The following is an 18,187-nucleotide window of genomic DNA, read 5'->3' as shown; positions in this document are numbered from 1 at the left end:
ATGTCTTAAAGTCAAAAGTTTTTAAAGTCGCGCACTTTGCATCTTTAACTTTTGACAACTCCTATTTAATTAACTTCACAATTTCAGCCACGATGTCTTGTGTAGCTTTCGGTTTTGCAAGTTTTTTAATGTTATCACTCAATTGTTTTTGTTTCCCTTCATCTTTTAACAACGCTTCAAAAACAATACTAAATTCGCTGTCTAATTCTGATTCTTTCAACAAAATCGCACCTTTTGCATCTACGATTGCTTGTGCATTTTTAGTTTGATGATCCTCAGCTACATTAGGCGACGGAATAAAAATTACTGGTTTTCCAACAATGCATAATTCTGATACAGATGAAGCTCCTGCTCGTGAAATAATCACATCTGATGCTGCGTAAACAAAATCCATTCTTTCAATGAAATCAACCACTTTTACATTTGGTTGATTGTATTTTTTATAATCTTCAAAATACAACTTTCCACATTGCCAGATAATCTGAACATCTTGCGAAAGGAAATTTTGCAATTCTTTTTCAATTAACTGATTGATTCTTCTGGCACCTAAACTTCCGCCTAAAACCAGTAATGTTTTTTTATTTGGATCTAAGCCATAAAAAGCAATAGCTTCATTGCGTTTACTTTCAATATCAATTAAATCCTGACGTACTGGATTTCCAGTCAAAACAATTTTATCAGCTGGAAAAAATCTTTCTAAATTGTCATAAGCTACACAAATGGCATTTGCTTTTTTACTCAACAATTTATTGGTTATCCCCGGAAAAGAATTCTGTTCCTGAATAACTGTCGGAATTCCCGCTGATCCTGCCGCTTGTAATAATGGACCACTTGCAAATCCGCCAGTTCCAATTACTACATTTGGTTTGAATTTTTTAATGATTTTTCTTGATTCCAATAAACTTGTCGCCAATTTTAGCGGAAACATCATATTTTGTAAAGTCAATTTGCGCTGTAATCCAGCAATCCAAAGACCTTTTATCTCGTAACCTGCCTGGGGCACTTTTTGCATTTCCATTTTATCTTTGGCACCCACAAAAAGAAATTCGGCATCAGGAAATTGTAATTTTAATTCATTTGCAATCGCAATCGCAGGATAAATGTGTCCTCCTGTTCCTCCTCCGCTAAGTATGAATTTATACTTTGTCATCTCTCTAAAAATTACAACTTTTAAAAAAAATATTATATTTTAATCTTATCTGTTTAAAACCGCATTCATCGGATTTCTTGAATTGTCTTCGATTGAATACATTGCCTCTTCTTCATAAATTTCGTCAGCTGGCAAATCTTCTTCTGCTAATTCTTTATCTATTAATCTTTGAAGTGCTTCTTTTCGTCGTTCTTTCTCTTCTTTTTCTTCAGCTATTTCTTCTTCTTTTTTCGTAACGCTTATGATGATTCCAAGTCCTAAACAAGTCATCCAAATCGAACTTCCTCCTGAACTTATCAGTGGTAATGTCTGCCCTGTGACCGGCAATAACTCAACTGCAACCGCCATATTGATCATCGCCTGAAATATCATCGGGAAACCGAGACCAACGACGACAAGTTTTCCAAACAATGTATTGGCTTTGTGTGACGCGATCACAAATCGGAACAAAAGCAATAAATACAAAATCACTATTGCAACTCCGCCAACAAGTCCGTATTCTTCAACAATAATGGCATAAATAAAATCTGAAGAAGATTGTGGCAGGAAGTTTTTCTGAACACTTTTTCCAGGACCTAATCCGCCGAGTCTTCCAGATGCAATTGCAATTTTCGCCTTTTCGATCTGATAATCGTCTTCGTCAGGTTTATCAGTGGTAAAGTTCATAATACGACTTTCCCAAGTTGAAACCCTGCTGAAAAATCTTGAATCCGGAAAAGCTTTTGCAACTAAAAGGAAAAATGCCAACATAGCAACTCCTGAACCTATGATAATTCCGATATGTTTTAATGGATATTTCCCAATGAACGTAAGCATTAAAACCATTGCAAAAATTAACGCTGTGGTCGAAAAGTTAGCAGGTAAAATCAATGCCAATGTAATAAATACTGGAATCCAAAGCTGTATAAACGACACTTGAAAAGGTTCGTTTTCTTCTTTGGTTTTTGACAAATAACGCGCTACGAAAATGAACAAAACAATCGAAGCCAATGTCGAAGTTTGGAATGTAATTCCGATAAACGGCACCTGAATCCAACGGCTCGCATTTGCTCCGGCAATAACTGTTCCTTTTAACAATGTATAAAGCAATAAGAACCAAACTATTGGCAAAGCAATTTTAGAAATAGCTCTGAAATAATGATATGGCACTCTGTGAACCCAATATATAATCAAGAAACCAATGCATACATGCGCTAAATGTTTCAGCAAATACCCCAACGTATTTCCAGTTCCGTGCCCTATATATGCCAAATTACTACTTGCACTAAAAACAGGCATAAACGAAAACAGCGCTAATAAAGCCACGAATGACCATATTACTCTATCTCCTTTTAGTTTGTTTACTAGTTCTTTCATTTTAATTTTGTTTCAGATTTTCTTTGTTTCAAGTTTCAAGTTTCTCCTAACGTGAAACTTGAAACCTGAAACCATTTTTACAGATTGTGAACTGCTTGCTTAAATTGCTTTCCTCTATCTTCATAATTTTCGAATAAATCGAAACTTGCGCAAGCTGGAGATAATAAAACAGCGTCACCTTTTTCTGTTAATCTTTGGGCAGTTTTCACTGCATCATTCATATTATTCACTTCAACCATAATATCAACAACGTTTCCGAAAGCTTCGATAATTTTTCTGTTGTCAATTCCTAAACAGATAATCGCTTTAACTTTCTCACGAACTAACGACATTAATTCGTTGTAATCGTTTCCTTTATCAACTCCTCCCACAATCCAAACTGTTGGCACATTCATACTGTCTAAAGCAAAGAAAGTAGCGTTAACGTTTGTTGCTTTTGAATCGTTGATATATTGTACATTCTGAATTTTTAATACCTTTTCTAAACGGTGCTCAACACCTTGGAAATTAGATAGACTTTCACGAATTGTTGCATTTCTAATTTGCATCAATTTTGCTACAGAGCTTGCTGCCATTGCATTTTTCATATTATGTTTTCCTTCTAACGCAATGTGTTCTGTATCCATTGTAAACTCTTCTTGGTTGATCTTTATTTCCATTTTGTTGTTATTTATAGAAGCTCCTTCTTTAAGATTTTTAGTCAATGAAAAAGGAATTAATTTCGCTTTTGTTGTATTATTTTTTAACCATTCTGTGCTTGCTTCATCATCGGCATCATAAATCAGATAATCACTTTCAGTCTGATTCATCGTTATTCGGAATTTCGAATTGATATAATTTTCATATTTATATTCATATCGATCGAGATGATCCGGACTGATATTCGTAATTATGGCAATATCTGGCCTGTAATCTATGATTCCATCAAGCTGAAAACTGCTTAATTCAAGAACGTATGCATCAAATTTATTTTCGGCAACTTGCCAAGCAAAGCTTTTTCCAATATTACCTCCCAATCCTACATTCAATCCAGCCGATTTCAGTAAATGGTACGTCAGCATTGTTGTTGTAGTTTTACCATTGCTTCCGGTAATTCCAACTGTAAGCGCTTCTGTAAAAGGCTTTGCAAATTCAATTTCCGAAATCACTTTTACTCCGGCCGCAATCAGCTTTTTTACTATTGGCGATTTCTCAGGAATTCCAGGGCTTTTCATCACGACATCAGCGTTCAGAATTAAATCTTCTGTATGCTGTTCTTCTTCCCAAGCAATTTTATTAATGATAAGAACTTCTTTATAACTCTCTTTTATCTTTCCGAAATCAGATACAAAAACATCGTATCCTTTTTTCTTTCCGAGAATGGCGGTCCCCACACCACTTTCTCCTCCTCCAAGCACAACCAGCCTCATCTATCTTAATTTTAAAGTAACAATTGATAAAATAGCTAACATGATGGCAACAACCCAGAATCTGGTTACAATTTTACTTTCGTGATATCCTTTTTTCTGATAATGATGATGAAGAGGCGACATCAAGAAAATTCTACGTCCTTCGCCATATCTCTTTTTAGTAAATTTGAAATAACTCACTTGTAAAACCACTGAGAAATTCTCCACTAAAAAGATTCCGCATAATAATGGAATCAATAATTCTTTACGAACTGCAATCGCTAAAACCGCTATAATTCCGCCAATTGTCAAACTTCCTGTATCTCCCATAAAAACAGATGCCGGATAAGAATTGTACCAAAGGAATCCAATCAATGCACCCACAAAAGCGGATATAAAAACCGTCATTTCTCCTGAATTTGGTATGTACATAATATTCAGATAATTAGAAAAAATAATATTCCCTGAAACGAATGTAAATATCCCGAGCGCGAGTACAGAAACAGCGGAGGTTCCGGCGGCGAGACCATCGATTCCATCAGTTAAATTTGCTCCGTTAGAAACCGCTGTGATAATAAAAATCACAACCGGAATAAAAATCAACCAAGCCCATTTTTCATATCCATCTCCTGTCCAAGCTAATAATTCGGCATAATCAAATTCGTTGTTTTTTACAAAAGGAATTGTAGTAGCAGTTGATTTTTCTTCAACAGGAGCCGGCAAAACAATGGTTGTATTTTGCGATGCTTTAAAAACATCTGTTCTTCCTGTATCTGTACGAACTGTAACTGCTGGATTAAAATAAAGAACAGCACCTACGATTACTCCCAAACCAACTTGACCAATTACTTTGAAAATTCCTTTAAGACCTTCTTTATCTTTTTTGAATATTTTGATATAATCATCAATAAAGCCGATTGTTCCCATCCAAAGTGTAGTCACAATAAGCAATACGATATAAATATTATGCAAACGAGCGAATAACAAAACAGGCACAAGAGTTGCAAAAATGATAATCAGACCTCCCATTGTTGGTGTTCCCGCTTTTTCATTTTGTCCTTGAAGACCAAGCTCGCGAACCGTTTCTCCTACTTGCTGACGACGCAAAAAGTTGATAATTCTTTTTCCGTAAATCGTAGACAAAAGCAACGAAAGCATTAAAGCCAAAGCCGATCTGAAAGTGATATACTGAAAAACTCCTGTTCCTGGTATATCTAATGTTTTGTCAAAATATTCAAATAAATAGTATAGCATATTTTCTTATTTTTTGAAATTCCAATTTTGAAATTCCAAATTCCAACTGTAAATCGGTTTTTGGAATTTGTTCTTTTATTATTTATTTAGTTGTTCTAAAATTTCTTTTACAGTTTCCATATCATCAAAATGATGGCGAACACCGTTTATCTCTTGATAAGTCTCGTGCCCTTTTCCTGCAATAAGAATAATATCATTTGGCTGAGCCAATTGACAAGCGGTTTTTATCGCTTGTTTTCTGTCCGTAATTCTTAGAATCTTCTTATAGTTTTGCCCTTCAACTCCTGCCTCCATTTCATCTAAAATCACTTCAGGATCTTCGTTTCTTGGATTATCAGAAGTTAAAATAGCTTTATCACTCAATTCTGAAGCGCTTTTTGCCATCACTGGCCTTTTTGTTTTATCTCTATTTCCGCCACAACCCACAACAGTGATTAACTGTTCGTTTTTTGTACGAATGTCGTTTATCGTTTTCAAAACATTCTCAAGCGCATCTGGCGTGTGTGCATAATCAACTACCGCCGTTATCTTTTCATTTGAAACAATATATTGAAAACGACCCGAAACACTCTCTAAATCAGACAATAATCGCAACGCCTCAAGACTATCAATTCCCAATTCTACAGCTGTTCCATAAATTGCTAAAACATTGTATGCGTTGAAAGTACCAATTAGTTTTACCCAAACTTCATTATCATTAATTTTCAACAACAAACCAGATAATTGGCTTTCTAAAATCTGTGCTCTATAATCTGCATAAGATTTTAATGCGTAAGTCAGTTTTTTAGCTACAGTATTTTGCAACATTACCGATCCGTTTTTATCGTCAATGTTTGATAAAACAAAAGCCGATTTTGGAAGCGAATCAAAAAATGATTTTTTCACATCTCTGTATTCAGCAAAAGTTGGATGGTAATCTAAGTGATCGTGCGAAAGATTCGTAAAAATTCCGCCCACAAAATGCAAAGCTTCAGTACGTTTTTGATGAATTCCATGCGAACTCACTTCCATAAAACAATGCGTCACTCCTGCTTCAATCATTTCATTTAAAAAATGATTTATCGTAATTGAATCTGGAGTTGTATGCGTAGCTGGATATTCTGTTTCATCAACCATAATTTTTACAGTTGAAAGCAAACCAACTTTAAAACCTGCTTTTTTGAACAACTGGAACAATAATGAAGCAATTGTTGTTTTACCGTTTGTGCCCGTCACGCCAACTAATTTTAGTTTTGCAGATGGATCTCCAAAATAATTAGCCGCCATAAAAGCCAACGCAGCATTGGTATCTTTTACCTGAATATAAGTCACATCATTAGCAACATTTACTGGAAATGTATCGCAAATAACTGCTTTTGCTCCAAGCTGAATTGCTTTTTCGATGTAATCATGTCCATCTGAAAGTGAACCGCGAATTGCCACAAAAATATCATTTGCCTCTACTTTGCGCGAATCAAATTCGATTTTCTGAATAGCAACATCCGTTGAGCCTTTTACAGATTCAATAGCTACTTTATATAATATGTCTTTTAATACTTTCACGATAATTCTAATACAATTGTTGCGTTCTTGCTAATATTTTGACCCGCTTGAATCGATTGATTCTTCACTTTTCCAATTCCATTTACTTTTACTTTCAAACCTAAATTTTCAAGCAAAGCAATTGCATCCATTCCTGGCATTCCTTTTAAATTCGGAATTACATTTGTTTTTTTATTTGCTTCAGCTGTGTACTTATCGTAGCTGCTGTCTTGTTTTGGCACTCTTGAATCGAGTTGTTTTATTTTATTTGTCGAAGGCGCATCTGTAAAAATCTTTTGAGCGATTCTTTTAAAAACTGGCCCCGCAACGTCTGCTCCGTAATAATTATTTTTAGCTGTATTTGGCTTATGTACTACCACAATACAAGAATATTTTGGATGATCGGCTGGAAAATACCCTACAAAAGAGGATGCATAATACATTCCTTCTCTTCCTGCTTTATTATAATTAACCATGGCCGTTCCCGTTTTTCCCGCCATTGGAAAATCTTTGGAATAAAGCTTAGAAGCTGTTCCTTTTTTCACCACGTTTCCTAAAACTGCTCTTACTTTTTTAAGCGTTTCATCTGAACAAATCTTTGAATTAATTACCTCTGTATCGAATTTTTTAATCGTTTTATTCCATTCTTTAATTTCTGAAACAAATTGCGGTCTTACCATTACACCATTATTTGCAACCGAATTATAAAATGCCAATGTCTGCATTGGAGTAACCGAAACTGAATACCCAAAAGCCATCCACGGAAGTGAAATTCCCGACCAGATTTTATCTCCAGGATGAGGAATAATTGGTCTTCCTTCTCCTTTAAAATGCAATCCTAAAGGTTTATCTAAACCAAAACTTTTAATATGATTTACAAATTTTGACGGATTACTTTTATAATTATCGTAAACTGCCTGAACCATTACAGTATTAGACGAAAGCTCAAATCCACGCGCTAATGAAATCTTTCCATAACCTCCATGATGTGAATCACGTACAGATCTTCCATAATATTTGACAACACCATTGTGACTGTCATAAACCGTACTGGTATCAGCTACTTTATCTTCTAATATCGCCATTAAATCAACCAGCTTAAAAGTCGATCCCGGTTCGTGAGATTCTGCTACCGCGTAGTTCACAGTTTCTGTATACGATCCATCTTCACTTCTCCCTAAATTAGAAATTGCTTTTATATAACCCGTTTCTGTTTCCATCACAACAACACAACCATGGTCTGCTTCGTAATCCTGAAGTTGCTTCAACAAAGCGTGATGTGCAATATCCTGAATAAATACATCTATAGTCGAAATCACGTCGTAACCATCAATTGGATCCACTTCGTTTACGTCGCGGATTGGTTTCCATTGACCTTTTGCTATTTTCTGCTTTAAGATTTTCCCATCTTTTCCGTTCAAATAGCTTTTAAAAGCCCATTCAATTCCTTTTCCAACTTCAATTCCTGTCGCTGGATCTATTCGATCATAACCAATAGTTCTTTCCGCAATTTTTCCAATTGGGTGTTTTCTAACCGTTTCTTGCTCAATTATGATTCCGCCTTTGAAAGCTCCTAACTTAAATAATGGAAATCCTTTAATTTTCACATAATCCGTATAACTTAAATTGCGAGCAATCAAATAATAACGATTTTTATTTGCTCTCGCCTTTCTCAGTTCCTGTTCGTAATAACCTGCTGGCCTGTCTAAAACCGTAGCTAATGAATCTGATAATTGCTTTACATATTTTTCGAAAGTTTCTTGTTTTGGTGCTTTTGCATCAAAACGAATTTCATAATTCGGGATTGATGTTGCCAATAAACTTCCGTCAGCCGAATAAATATTTCCTTTGTTTGCTGGAATCACAAAATTTCTGACCGTTCGCTGTTTTGCCAATTGCCTGTAATGATCACCTTGAACCCATTGAATATTGGTCAATTTAACAACAATAGCAATTGCCATCAAAAAGATGAAAACTGCTACGAGGTAAATTCTGTAGGATATATGTTTATCGTCTACTGCCATATTCTTTTAAAGAAACTTTTTTCTTCTTCTTTTTTAACTTCTATTTTTATTGGAGGAACCGTTGACGGAAAAATCTGTTTTTCAAGCATTTTATCCGAAATCGTTGATTCCATTTTTAATTTCATCAATTCTGAACGTCGATCTACAAATTCTGATCTCAATTCTTTTACTTCATTATTCAGTTTTGCAATTTCAAAAACCTTTTGTTCGTATCGCTGTGTATTTGCAATCATCAAAATGGCCAACAAAATGATGAAAACAATGAAACGCCAGTTTTTAATTGCGTCGTCATTGATCAAGAATCTTGCTTTTAATATGCCAAATACTCCACTTTTCATTTCTACCTATATATTATATCTTTTCAGCAATTCTCAATTTTGCACTTCTTGCTCTATTGTTGATTTTGATTTCAGCGTCATCTGGAACAATCAATTTTCCGATGGTCTTAAACGGAACGGAAAAATTTCCGTAAAAATCACGTTCTGGCTCGCCTTCAAACATTCCGTTTTTAATGAATCTTTTTACCAATCGATCTTCTAAAGAATGATATGAGATTACTGAAAGCCTTCCGCCCGGATTCAAAATTTCTAATGACTGCTCAATAAATTCTTTCAGAACGTCCATTTCTTGATTCACCTCAATTCTGATTGCTTGATAAATCTGAGCCAATACTTTGTTTCGAACCTTTTCTGGCAAATATTTTTTCAAGACCTCTTTAAGCTCATCAGTTGTTTTGATAGGATAATCTCTTCTCGCTTCAACAATTGTTCTGGCTAAAGCTGGCGCGTTTTTCAACTCCCCATAATCAAAAAAAACACGACGTAAATCCTGTTCTTCATATTCGTTAACCACCCGATAAGCATTCAAATCATTTTTTTGACTCATCCGCATATCAAGTTCGGCATCAAATCTTGTTGAGAAACCTCTTTCAGGAACATCAAACTGATGTGATGAAACTCCTAAATCTGCCAAGATTCCATCAACTCCTCTAACACCATGAAAACGCAAGAACCTTTTTATAAATCTAAAATTTTCATTAATTAAAGTAAACCTTTCATCTGGCAATGCATTTGCTAGTGCATCTTCGTCTTGATCAAAAGCAAACAATTTTCCATTTGGCCCCAAGCGTCTCAAAATTTCTTTTGAATGTCCGCCTCCGCCAAAAGTCACATCTACATAAACGCCATCAGGTTTAATATTTAAACCATCAACTGTTGGATGAAGCAAAACCGGATTATGATATTCCATTGTCGTCGTCATTAATATTTCCCATTACCTCCTCGGCTAAATCAGCAAAATCCATATCTTCGCCGCTTATTGATTTTTCGTATAAATCTTTATCCCAAATTTCCACAATATTAACCGCAGAAGAAAAAACAACATCTTTAGAAATACTTGAAAAAGCAACCAGATCTTTCGGCACCAGCAATCTTCCTAATGCATCAATCTCTACCATTTTAACTCCAGCAGTAAATCTTCGAATGAAATCATTGTTTTTTTTTACAAAGCGATTAAGCTTATTGATTTTTTGCATCATCAAATTCCATTCTTCCATTGGATACAATTCTAAACACGGCTGAAAAACGGAGCGTTTCAAAACGAAACCGTCTTGAAGTGACGAAGCCAATTGCTTTTTCAAAGGCGCAGGCATCATTAGCCTTCCTTTAGCATCAACTTTACACTCATATGTTCCAACAATTGTGTTCAAAAAAATCAATTAAGATGTTATAGGACAAAAATATAAAAAATATTACCACATTTTACCACAATATACCACTTTGTTAATAAGTTTAACCACTTTTCTACCACCTTCACTAAGCCATAGACAATCAATAGTTTAACTTATTATTAGTGTTTTCTTAATAACACTAATCATTCAAAAAAATTAAGCACTATTTTTCTTAAAAAAATGATTTTTATATCGATTTCTTAACATTTGACTTTTTTACCAAATAACACCCTAAAAGCTGATTTTTAACCAGTTATAAATTCTACATAAATTATCTAGTTAAAAAACGGCAGCAAAAATTCATTTTTATTTATTTAACCCTATATTTGTCGAAATTGAAATTGGCATAAGATTAAATGGACAAACACTACAAAAAAGAAGGCAAGTACAGCTATTTTGAAGCTGGAGAAGGAACTCCTATCGTAATTTTACACGGGTTAATGGGAGGCCTTAGTAATTTTGATGGTGTAGCGCAATATTTCCCGTCGAAAGGATACAAAGTGGTAATCCCGGATTTGCCAATCTACACGCAAAGCATTTTAAAAACAAACGTGAAAAGTTTTGCCAAATATGTAAAAGATTTTATCGCTTTTAAAGGTTTTGACAAAGTAATTCTACTTGGAAATTCATTGGGAGGACATATCGCATTATACCATACAAAACTTTACCCTGAAAAAGTTGTTGGACTTGTAATTACAGGAAGTTCTGGTCTTTACGAAAGTGCGATGGGCGACAGCTATCCAAGAAGAGGAGATTATGAATATATCAAAAAGAAAGCTGAAGATGTGTTTTATGATCCTGCGATTGCTACTCCAGAATTGATCGATGAAGTTTATGCAACTGCTAATGACCGAATCAAATTAATCAAGACTTTAACGATTGCAAAAAGCGCAATTCGTCATAATATGGCTAAAGATTTACCAAAAATGACTGTAGAAACTTGCATCATTTGGGGTAAAAATGATTCTGTAACACCTCCAAATGTTGCCGAAGAATTTGATAAATTATTGCCAAATTCAACTTTGTATTGGATTGACAAATGTGGACACGCCGCTATGATGGAACATCCTGATGAATTCAACGAGATTCTTGAAAAATGGCTTACTGAGCAGAAATTATAGTATCTAACTTTCTATTTTTAAGAAAGTTTAAAAACAAAAAAACATGAAAATTACTTCTGCCGAATTCATTGTCAGCAATTCTGACGCTTCAAAATGCCCGGCTGAATTTTTGCCAGAATACGCTTTTATTGGCCGATCAAATGTTGGTAAATCATCTTTGATCAATATGATTACCAATCATAAAAATTTAGCAAAAACATCAGGAAAACCTGGAAAAACACAATTGATAAATCACTTCAAAATCAACAATAATTGGTTTTTGGTCGATTTGCCAGGTTATGGATATGCAAAAGTTTCTAAAAAAACCAAATCTGTTTTTCAGCAATTTATTACTGATTATTTTGAAAACAGAGAACAGCTTGTTTGTGCTTTTGTCTTGATCGACATTCGCCACGAAGCGCAAAATATCGACATTGAATTCATGTCTTACATGGGCGAGAGCGAAATTCCGTTTTGCATTATTTTCACAAAAGCAGATAAAATAAGCAGAACAAAAGTTGACTCGCATATTGCAGCTTACAAAAAACAAATGTATGCTAATAATTGGGCCGAAATGCCTCATTATTTTGTAACCTCATCGACAGAATCAATTGGAAAAGAAGAACTTTTGTCATACATAGACGAAGTAAATCAGGAAGTTTTTAAAAACAACAACCAGTTTTAAATTACAAATTTTTAAATTCCAAATTCCAATCGAAAGAAAGGAAAAAATCAATAAAAAAGTCCCAAATTCCAATTGTACAACTTGGAATTTGGGATTTTTTTATTGGAATTTCTTTCCCTACTTTTGAACGAATTAACCTATCGTTCATGAAAAAAACCAAATTCGTCTGTAGTATAACTTTACTTTTTTTCTTTTTCTCCTCTTGCACTACACCAGTATTTATTTTTTTAGCACCTAAGCAAACTGGTGTCGATTTTTCTTCAGGAAAATGGCTTTTAAACGAAATAGACGCACCTAAAAATTCCAAAGACCAACTGACAGCTGAATCCATGAAATTCTTCAGAAAAAATCTTGGAGAACGCATATCATATATTCATGATGTAAATGGATTGCTTGTTCCTCGAAAAATCCCTTTGAATCCTAATAAAACCAAATTAAAAGAACTGAAAGAAGGAACAGGATTTGACTTTTTTATCAATATTTCTACAAAAAAGAACAAAAGCGACTTCTCTACAATCGAACTATATCAGAGTGCTAGTGAAACAGGAAAAAATGAAGCTTCGGTAATTGTCGAAATTTATGACCTAAATCTGCAACAAATAATTTATTCCCAAAATGTAGTAGGCATTACAAGAAAAGAATCTTCGCAACCAATGTGGCAAACCGAAAAGTCAGACAAACTTATAGACAATATTGCCTTTTACAAAAACTCCAACCAATTGATGACAAAAGCGTTGAAGAAAATTTTTAAAGACATCGATAAAAAATCAGTCAAATAACATTAAAATAGTCAATAAAAAAAATCCAAATTCCAATTGTAATGTTTGGAATTTGGAATTTTTAATATTGGAATTTATTTACTTCGTTAATTCCAGTTTTTCTGCAAAATAATCACAGAAATCTTTCATTGTATCCGACATTTTTTCGTCGTCTGTTGCACGTTTGAAAGTATCCGCCATTGCTACTAATGTCTGGTGGAAAAAGATTTTCATTTCATCCACCGGCATATCTTTTGTCCACAAATCAATACGCATTGTTTCTTTGGCTTTGCTATCCCAAATAGACAACATTATTGCTTTTGCTTCTTCATCACGAACTCCACCGTCTTGTGCACTCCATGATAATTTTTCTGGAACACGGTTTTCATCTAATTCTATATTGAATTTAATTTCTGAATTTATTGTATTTGACATTATTTCTTAGGTTTATATTTTGACTTTTCGAAAATTTCTTTTGCATTTACTTTTAGCAATTCCTGCAAAGATACATTGTTATTTTTCATGTACGAACGCACCATCTGCCATCCAATCCATGCGCCTACTCTTCCTGGCGATTCGTTATCAATCTCTAAATAAAATTTCGAAAACGGTGCTGGTGCAATAAAGCGGGTTGTAAGTTTTGGATCATCGCTATAAAGCATTTCTTTTTCCAGAAAATAGCGCCACATATACGCTTCATTTTCTTCGCACCATTTTATTTGCTCTGGAGTATATCCCATTTTATCGGCATCTGAATATTCAGGCAAAAGCAAATCTTTAGCATACAACTGTTTCCCTTCGAAAATCATCTGCGAAAGCAAGCTTCGATCAGGAAATGCCGGAATATTTCTGTATGTAAAACTAGAAACCACATCGGGCATGATTTGTTTCTCTTCAAAATTCTGCTTTAAATAAGCAGGAAACTCATAAAACTTATGTTCTTTTCCTAAATACAATTCTAAAGCGACAACAACTAAACTGTCAGCATAAATTGCTTTAGTGTTATAATCCATTTCCCCGATTACCGTAATTACTTTTGGCGTTTTCGTTTTAGGAAAATAATATTTCACATGCTGAAAAAGCGAATTAAACTCTGCGCGAACCGGCTCAAAATTGGAATACTTTTTTTGCACCTCAGCATATACTTCACGCCAAATTGGTTCCTGCATTTTTTGAATCCAGACAGCGTCATCATTTCCTGCCGGAAAAAAGAATGGATATTGCTTTTTTAATTTACCAAGATCTTCTGGCTTAGCTTCAAAAAATGCTTTATCAAAACGTTCTACTTTAATATCTACTGGAATTTCCTCAACTTGTTTTTCGACTTTGCTTTTTTGTTCACAAGACAAAAAAAACAAACACAGAAGCACTGCAAAGCGATATAATTTCATTTTATTTTAATTAGATTTGTGTTGCATAAATTTAAATAAATACATACTTAAAATATTTGTGCAAATATACATCCCTGTATCTTAAAACTTGAACTATTATGGCTAAAAAAAGTACGATTCAAACAGAAAAAGTAAACATCCACATTGTAGAGTGGCTAAAAAATTATGCTGAGAGCGCAAAAGTAAATGGTTTTGTAATTGGAATTTCTGGCGGAGTGGACTCTGCGGTGACTTCTACATTGTGTGCTCAGACAGGTTTACAGATTTTATGTGTTGAAATGCCGATTCATCAGGCCGAAAGTCAAGTTTCAAGAGCAAAAGAGCATATTGAACAATTAAAAAAACGTTTTCCAAACGTTTCAAGCGTGCAAACTGATTTGACTGCTACTTTTGAAGCTTTTAAAAGCGCAGTACCAAAAACTGACGACGAAGCAAAAGTCAATCTTTCTCTAGCAAACACACGTGCTCGTATAAGAATGACATCATTATATTATCTAGCCGGAATTCATGGTCTTTTAGTTGCCGGAACCGGAAATAAAGTCGAAGATTTTGGTGTTGGTTTTTACACAAAATATGGCGATGGAGGAGTTGATTTGAGTCCGATTGCTGATTTAATGAAGTCTGATGTTTATGCTTTAGGAGAATTTTTGCAAATTCCGCAATCCATTTTAACAGCTGCACCAACTGATGGATTATTTGGTGATAATCGTACCGATGAAGATCAACTTGGAGCAAGTTATGACGAACTAGAATGGGCGATGTTAGCGGCGGAGTCAGGAAAGACGGCAGGTGACTTTAATGGAAGAGAAAAAACTGTCTTTGAAATTTATAAACGATTAAACACCAGCAACAAGCATAAAATGGAATCAATTCCGGTTTGTTTGATACCAAAAACGTTAAAATAAAAGTTTTAACATTTGTCAGCTATAAACTACAGAATTTATTTATTAATTTTACCGTTCCAAAAACATGATAACAATTCTAAAAAGGTAAAAATTATGATTAAAGTATGTCTAGCAGACAATCATCCTGTGACGCACTTTGGCGTTAAGTCTTATTTTAAAGACCACGATCAAATTTCAATTGTTGCCAACGTAGGCAATTTTTCAATGGTTAGAGACATTCTTCAGACGAAGGAGATCGACATTCTAATTCTAGATCTAGAGTTAGAAGGTCTATCAAGCATCTTTGAAGTGAAATCTATCTTGAAGAATTTCCCAAAAACAAAAATTGTAATTTTTAGTGACCTCGCTGAACAAATGTATGCTCCAAATGCAATTAAAGCGGGGGTTTCGGGGTATGTACACAAAACAGAAAAACTTGAAACTTTAGGTCTTTCAATTATTAAAGTACACGAAGGAAAAATTATTATCAACGAAACAGTTCGCAAAAACATGGCCCTTATTGCTAAACAAAGCAAGAGCGAACGTTTGTACAGAAAACTTTCTAATCGCGAGATTGAAGTTTTGCGTTACTTAAGTGACGGAAAGAAAAACAATGAAATTTCTAAAATCTTAAATCTGAACGAAAAAACGATCAGTACTTACAAATTAAGATTATTGACTAAATTAAACGTTACTAATTTAGTTGACTTAGTAAACAAAGCTAAGACTTTAGAAATTATTTAATTTAATGCTGATTTGCTTCGGCAATCAACAGTAATAAAAAAGCTCTGTATTGTTTATCAATATAGAGCTTTTTGATTTTTTAGTGATAAGGAACAACTACTCTTCCTAATTTCTTCGAAAAATTATTCAACAATTTAGAATAATCTACAACCATCGATAAAACTTCTGAGTTATCATCTTGTGGATCTGTAATCAACGAATTTTTCAAATCATGAATGATTTTTGACACCAAAAACCATCTTAATGAAAATATAGTATCCGAAACATTTTGCTCAATAGTCACATTTTTGTGTTTCGGAAAAATATTTTGCCCTTCCCAATCGTGAATGACCACTTTTTCATCTTCCATTAAAATATTTGTCACTTCCTGAGCAAACTCTGGTTGTAAATGCATCAAATATTTATCTAAACTGAAAACTTCATTCTGATTGAAAAAATTAATCAAATTATTGAAAATATCTTGGAACAATTGATTCGAAAGTTCGATTTCGTCTTCTTGCAAACTCAAATAGATTTTTTCAAAAACTCTATATCTTCGTTTTTCGGATACTTCTTTGACATTTCCCTCTTCATCTGCTTTCAAGAAAACATCTTCAAAATCCTCTTCTACACTTCCGTAAAGCAACAATAATTCAATAACTTTCCTTTCAAAACCATATAAAATATCAACTTTTTGAGACGGTTCTTGGTAGCCCATATCTCCGGGATAATCGTACCCTTCTGGCGGGCCAGTTCTTGGATCTTCTGGATCTCCTCCAGAAAAACTTCCTGCATTTTGTGGAGGTTGGTTTCTATGAACTTCAAAAGGTTTTTGCTCTTGTTTTTGCTTTTTATTTGCTTCTGCAATATCTTTTTGAATCAGCTGTGCTAATGTACTAACTAAAACTTGTTCTGAAATATCCATTATTCGGGCACATTCCTGAACATATACTTCACGCTGAATACGATCTGGTATTTTAGAAATACTGGCAACCATATCGCGAATCAAATCGGCTTTTTTGATTGGATCGTTTTTAGCTTCGTTCATCAAAATCGAAGCCTTAAACTGTATAAAATCTTTACTGTTGTTTTCGAGATAAGCAACTAGTTCGTCATGAGGCGTTTTCCTTGCAAAACTGTCCGGATCTTCTCCATCAGGAAATGCGCAAACCCTCACATTCATGCCTTCTTCCAAAATCAAATCGATTCCTCGAATGGCTGCACGAAGTCCCGCTGCGTCACCGTCAAAAAGTACCGTAATATTTCGGGTAAGGCGATTAATCAATCGAATTTGATCTGGCGTTAAAGCAGTTCCTGATGACGCCACGACATTCTCAATTCCAGATTGATTAAACTGAATCACATCGGTATAACCTTCAACCAAATAGCAATTATTTAGTTTTGCTATCGATTGTTTTGCCTGAAAAATACCGTAGAGCACTTTGCTTTTATGGTAAATATCGCTTTCTGGTGAATTCAGGTATTTTGCCGCTTTTTTGTCATTGGTTAAAATACGTCCTCCGAAACCTAAAACACGTCCCGACATACTTTCAATCGGGAACATTACACGACCTTTAAAACGATCAAATGGACGGTCTTCTCTTGGAATGGTTAAACCTGTACTTTCTAAAAACTCTAATTTATATCCTTTCCCTAATGCTTCTTTTGTTAAAGCATCCCATGTTTCTGGCGAATATCCTAAACTAAATTTTTTGATGGTTTCATTCGTAAAACCTCTTTCTTTAAAGTAAGAAAGCCCAATCGCTTTTCCTTCTTCCGAATTTAAAAGTGTCTTATGAAAATAATCTTTTGCAAATTCTGAAACCAAATACATACTTTCGCGAACATCCGTCATGGCTTTTTCAGCATCCGTTTGTTCCGTTTCTTCGATTTCAATATTATATTTTCGAGCTAAATACCGAATAGCTTCTGGATAAGTAAACTGCGAATGTTCCATTAGGAATTTAACCGAATTCCCTCCTTTTCCCGTACTAAAATCTTTCCAGATTCCTTTTGCTGGCGAAACCATGAACGACGGAGAGCGCTCATCCGAGAAGGGACTCAAGCCTTTAAAGTTACTTCCGGCACGTTTTAAATTAACAAAATCGCCAATAACCTCCTCTACTCGAGCAGTTTCAAAAACAGCATCAATTGTACTTTGTGAAATCAAAACGTAAATTTATTTTTAAAGTTGAAAGCTTGTAAAAGTACATAAATCCTTCCT

At 34.4% G+C, this 18,187-nt stretch carries 17 protein-coding genes; 5 read left to right on the top strand and 12 right to left on the bottom strand.

Features of this window, described 5'->3' with window-relative positions:
- Nucleotides 1–61 precede the first annotated feature (61 nt).
- From murG to SCB73_RS10880, 9 genes are all read right to left on the bottom strand, one after another.
- Entirely contained in the window at nt 62–1,150 is a 1,089-nt protein-coding gene (gene murG / locus SCB73_RS10920; protein ID WP_320570043.1) for an undecaprenyldiphospho-muramoylpentapeptide beta-N-acetylglucosaminyltransferase, read from the bottom strand.
- A gap of 45 nt (nt 1,151–1,195) precedes the next feature.
- A complete protein-coding gene (locus SCB73_RS10915) occupies nt 1,196–2,506 on the bottom strand; it encodes an FtsW/RodA/SpoVE family cell cycle protein (RefSeq protein ID WP_320570042.1) in 1,311 nt (436 codons plus the stop codon).
- A 77-nt stretch (nt 2,507–2,583) separates the two neighbouring features.
- On the bottom strand, nt 2,584–3,915 hold the full coding sequence (gene murD, locus SCB73_RS10910) for a UDP-N-acetylmuramoyl-L-alanine--D-glutamate ligase (protein ID WP_320570041.1): 1,332 nt from the start codon (nt 3,913–3,915) through the stop codon (nt 2,584–2,586).
- Nucleotides 3,916–5,148, bottom strand: a complete 1,233-nt coding sequence (gene mraY / locus SCB73_RS10905; RefSeq protein WP_320570040.1) for a phospho-N-acetylmuramoyl-pentapeptide-transferase — start codon at nt 5,146–5,148, stop codon at nt 3,916–3,918.
- Nucleotides 5,149–5,226: 78 nt separating this feature from the next.
- Nucleotides 5,227–6,690, bottom strand: coding sequence for a UDP-N-acetylmuramoyl-L-alanyl-D-glutamate--2,6-diaminopimelate ligase (locus SCB73_RS10900; RefSeq protein ID WP_320570039.1), 1,464 nt, complete (start codon nt 6,688–6,690; stop codon nt 5,227–5,229).
- Nucleotides 6,687–8,693: a penicillin-binding protein gene (locus tag SCB73_RS10895; RefSeq protein ID WP_320570038.1), complete on the bottom strand. Its 2,007-nt coding sequence runs from the start codon at nt 8,691–8,693 to the stop codon at nt 6,687–6,689. The genes SCB73_RS10900 and SCB73_RS10895 overlap by 4 nt, the downstream gene beginning before the upstream one ends.
- The gene (locus tag SCB73_RS10890) at nt 8,684–9,031 is read right to left on the bottom strand and encodes an FtsL-like putative cell division protein (RefSeq protein WP_035651754.1); all 348 of its coding nucleotides are present in this window, start codon (nt 9,029–9,031) and stop codon (nt 8,684–8,686) included. Before SCB73_RS10890 ends, SCB73_RS10895 begins: the two co-directional genes overlap by 10 nt.
- A gap of 13 nt (nt 9,032–9,044) precedes the next feature.
- Entirely contained in the window at nt 9,045–9,953 is a 909-nt protein-coding gene (gene rsmH / locus SCB73_RS10885; RefSeq protein WP_320570037.1) for a 16S rRNA (cytosine(1402)-N(4))-methyltransferase RsmH, read from the bottom strand.
- Entirely contained in the window at nt 9,928–10,401 is a 474-nt protein-coding gene (locus tag SCB73_RS10880; protein WP_026730580.1) for a division/cell wall cluster transcriptional repressor MraZ, read from the bottom strand. Before SCB73_RS10880 ends, rsmH begins: the two co-directional genes overlap by 26 nt.
- Nucleotides 10,402–10,778: 377 nt before the next feature.
- On the opposite strand from SCB73_RS10880, the gene SCB73_RS10875 reads away from it, so the two are divergent.
- The 3 genes from SCB73_RS10875 to SCB73_RS10865 all read left to right on the top strand — a co-directional run bounded on the left by SCB73_RS10875 (nt 10,779) and on the right by SCB73_RS10865 (nt 12,986).
- A complete protein-coding gene (locus tag SCB73_RS10875) occupies nt 10,779–11,543 on the top strand; it encodes an alpha/beta fold hydrolase (RefSeq protein ID WP_320570036.1) in 765 nt (254 codons plus the stop codon).
- A 43-nt stretch (nt 11,544–11,586) separates the two neighbouring features.
- Nucleotides 11,587–12,207: a ribosome biogenesis GTP-binding protein YihA/YsxC gene (gene yihA / locus SCB73_RS10870; RefSeq protein WP_320570035.1), complete on the top strand. Its 621-nt coding sequence runs from the start codon at nt 11,587–11,589 to the stop codon at nt 12,205–12,207.
- A gap of 146 nt (nt 12,208–12,353) precedes the next feature.
- On the top strand, nt 12,354–12,986 hold the full coding sequence (locus SCB73_RS10865) for a hypothetical protein (RefSeq protein ID WP_320570034.1): 633 nt from the start codon (nt 12,354–12,356) through the stop codon (nt 12,984–12,986).
- Between the two features lie 78 nt (nt 12,987–13,064).
- Here SCB73_RS10865 and gldC read toward each other — a convergent pair whose 3' ends face one another.
- Together gldC and gldB are read right to left on the bottom strand one after the other, a co-directional pair.
- Complete coding sequence (gldC, locus tag SCB73_RS10860) at nt 13,065–13,400, bottom strand: gliding motility protein GldC (RefSeq protein ID WP_162847875.1); 336 nt, start codon at nt 13,398–13,400, stop codon at nt 13,065–13,067.
- Nucleotides 13,400–14,356 carry a gliding motility lipoprotein GldB gene (gene gldB, locus SCB73_RS10855; RefSeq protein ID WP_320570033.1) on the bottom strand — a complete coding sequence of 319 codons (957 nt, stop codon included), beginning with the start codon at nt 14,354–14,356 and terminating at the stop codon, nt 13,400–13,402. Before gldB ends, gldC begins: the two co-directional genes overlap by 1 nt.
- Before the next feature lie 98 nt (nt 14,357–14,454).
- Here gldB and nadE point away from each other — a divergent pair, with 98 nt between their 5' ends.
- Both nadE and SCB73_RS10845 read left to right on the top strand, forming a co-directional pair.
- On the top strand, nt 14,455–15,261 hold the full coding sequence (gene nadE, locus SCB73_RS10850) for an NAD(+) synthase (protein WP_320570032.1): 807 nt from the start codon (nt 14,455–14,457) through the stop codon (nt 15,259–15,261).
- 93 nt (nt 15,262–15,354) lie between these two features.
- Nucleotides 15,355–15,984: a response regulator transcription factor gene (locus SCB73_RS10845; protein ID WP_026730588.1), complete on the top strand. Its 630-nt coding sequence runs from the start codon at nt 15,355–15,357 to the stop codon at nt 15,982–15,984.
- Nucleotides 15,985–16,063: 79 nt separating this feature from the next.
- Here the strand turns inward: SCB73_RS10845 and dnaG are convergent, their stop codons facing one another.
- A complete protein-coding gene (gene dnaG, locus SCB73_RS10840) occupies nt 16,064–18,133 on the bottom strand; it encodes a DNA primase (protein ID WP_320570031.1) in 2,070 nt (689 codons plus the stop codon).
- Nucleotides 18,134–18,187 lie beyond the last annotated feature (54 nt).

Origin of the sequence: Flavobacterium sp. KACC 22761, assembly GCF_034058155.1 — a bacterium.
GTDB lineage: Bacteria > Bacteroidota > Bacteroidia > Flavobacteriales > Flavobacteriaceae > Flavobacterium.
The sequence above is the reverse complement of the archived record's forward strand: the minus strand, read 5'-3'. Positions and strand labels throughout refer to the sequence as shown.